Genomic DNA, 2,777 nt, shown 5'->3' with positions numbered 1-2,777 from the left:
TTTGAACTTTTGTCTTTGCCAGATATTTATTCTTTTGACTCAATGCATCTTTCTTATTTACAACTTTGAATTTCGGTGTGCGTACAAATTCACTTTTACGGCTCATCAAACCTTCGATGACGGCACGCGTGTTATTCAATGCAAAGCCCATACTTCCCGCCATAAAAAGAGGGAAGAGCGCAATCTTCTTTCTCCAATCCGTATGAACGTCTTTCTGCGAGAACAAGTAAAACAAAAATGATCCGATGAAAGCTACGACGAAGACAGCCATAAAGTTGAAGAAGTGCCAATACGGTCCTGCGTTCTTAATAAAGATAAGCGGAACGTTTAGAATTCCGGCTAAAAGTATAAACGGAAAAACAATATTGTTTGAAAGATGAAAAGTTGACTGCAGTTTTATTCGAAGAGGAATTTTAGATTTCCAGACGAGCGGAAGAATTTTTTTCATTGTTTCGATTGCGCCTTTCGTCCACCGGAATTGTTGAGCTTTAAGCGCATTCATTTCTGCCGGCAATTCTGCGGGAGTTGTAAAATCGCGAAGGTAAACGAACTTCCATCCTTTCAGTTGTGCGCGGTAGCTGAGATCAAGGTCTTCCGTTAAGGTATCTGCATGCCAGTTTCCGGCGTCTTCTATGCAAGATTTTCTCCAAACTCCGCCGGTTCCGTTAAAGTTGATAAAGAATCCCGCACGGTTACGCACGGTTTGTTCTATTACGAAATGTCCGTCGAGAGCAAGCGCCTGAATCTTTGTGAGCAGCGAATAATCCTCGTTCAGATGTTCCCAGCGTGTTTGAACCATACCAATGTTATCGTTGGAAAAATATTTTAGAGTGCTGCGAAGGAAATCTTTTTTCGGTATAAAATCTGCGTCGAAGATTGCAACATATTTTCCTTTAGCGGATTTCATTCCTTCCTTAAGTGCGCCGGCTTTGAACCCTTCACGGTTCGTTCGATGTACATGCTGAATATCGAATCCCAAAGCTTTCTTTTTGTTTACGATGTCAGCAACAAGATCAACAGTCTCGTCGGTTGAATCATCTAACAATTGAATCTCCAGTTTGTCTTTCGGATAATCGATTTGGCAGACGGCATCCACCAATCTTTCTACGACATACATTTCGTTGTACACCGGCAGCTGGATTGTTACTGAATCTTCATCATCACTCTGTTTTGGTTTCGGCGCGTTCTTTATGTATTTGTAATGGTAATACATCATTATAAAACCGTGACTTCCAAAAAACAAAAGAATGGTAAGCGAGATTATGTACGTGAAAAGAATAATTTCGTCGAATAACATTTTTGTTTAACCTTTATTGTTTACCAATTTGAAACGACACCTAAAAGAATGTCTTCCGTGATCTTATCTATTGCAACATCTATTGCCTGTTTTCTAACCGTTGTAATATCTCCCTCGACCGGGTAGTCTCCGTAGTTCGAAAAGTTTCTTTCGAATACGGTTGTTTTTTTAACTAAATCTTTGAAAACGACGCGTACGGTAATTGTGATTCTCCTCGTCGTAACATTTTCACCGCCGCTAACAACGGCAGGTGCATCTGTGAGAGAAGTGATCGTTCCGTCAAGCATTGAATCGGAATTGGATCTATCGCTCACCTGTAAAGTATTATCATTAACAAATTTTTGAATCAACTGTTTCGTTAACTTATCACCAAGATCAAATTCTCCCGATCCGCTGCGGTCAGCTAAGATCGGAATATTAATTGTCTTTAGGTGAGAAGGAACGGATGCCCCGGAAAACGAATAGCTGCAGGCCGCAAAATTAGCGAGCACAAAAAGAACAAACAAATATTTTATATATCGAAACATTCTAATCGAGTCCATAATCTTTCAGCTTTCTGTATAAAGTCCGCTCACTGATGCCGAGAAGTTTTGCGGTTTTTCTTTTGTTATGCTTTGTAAATATAAGCGCGTTTTGGATTGCTTTTTTTTCCATCTTATCTAGAGGTGTAACCTCACTTGCGTTTTGTGTCCCGGACAAGTTACCAATATCATTTTGATTTTTTGCGGCAAACTCTTTCAGATCCATCAAATCTCTCTTGATCTCAATTAATGCACGGTAGATCATTTCACGATCCAAAGATTCCAGCGGACGGTTAACGTGTACAGGAAGATTTCTGAACTCATCATCGCTTTGACTTAAAGTTAAGTGAGGAGCGAAAGATTCCGCATCGAGAACACTTGTTCTGCTTAAAGCCGCTGCTGTCTCAACAACGTTCTTCAACTCGCGAATATTGCCCGGCCAATTATAATTGATAAGAACTTCCGCGCCGGCTTTTGTTATAGTTGGTTCGGGAATATTGTTTGTCTGTGAATAATTTTTCAAAAAGGCTTTTGCCAGTTCAATAATATCGCCGCGTCTGTTACGCAACGGCGGGATATTCAATGTTACGGCTTTTAATCTGAAGTAAAGATCGTTCCGGAATTTTTTTGAATCGACTTCGCGTTGCAAATCTTTGTTGGTTGCGGCTATGATTCTTACGTCAACCTTTGTAACGGTTTCGCTTCCGATTCTCATGAATTCTTGAGTCTCGAGGACGCGCAAAAGTTTAACTTGAGTTGTTAAAGCCATCTCGGCAATTTCATCTAGAAAGAGAGTTCCACCGTCTGCAATTTCAAAATATCCTTTGCGGTCGTCGGTAGCGCCGGTAAATGAACCTCTCTTGTGTCCGAAGAGTTCGCTTTCCAGCAGACCTTCCGGTATGGCGCCGCAGTTAACGCTAACCAACTCTTTGTTAGCCCGTTTACTGTAATTATGAATT

3 protein-coding genes are annotated in these 2,777 nt (G+C 40.8%); all 3 read right to left on the bottom strand.

The features are described from left to right. The coding region (locus ACYC56_RS14500; RefSeq protein ID WP_461374882.1) for a cellulose synthase family protein at positions 1-1,216 on the bottom strand (1,216 nt) is incomplete at its 3' end. A gap of 101 nt (positions 1,217-1,317) precedes the next feature. After that, entirely contained in the window at positions 1,318-1,824 is a 507-nt protein-coding gene (locus ACYC56_RS14495) for an LptE family protein (protein WP_461374881.1), read from the bottom strand. A gap of 1 nt (position 1,825) precedes the next feature. Further along, a partial coding sequence (locus tag ACYC56_RS14490) for a sigma-54 interaction domain-containing protein (RefSeq protein ID WP_461374880.1) occupies positions 1,826-2,777 on the bottom strand: 952 nt, incomplete at its 5' end.

The sequence above is a fragment of the Candidatus Aquicultor sp. genome, from assembly GCF_054640775.1.
The sequence above is the reverse complement of the archived record's forward strand: the minus strand, read 5'-3'. Positions and strand labels throughout refer to the sequence as shown.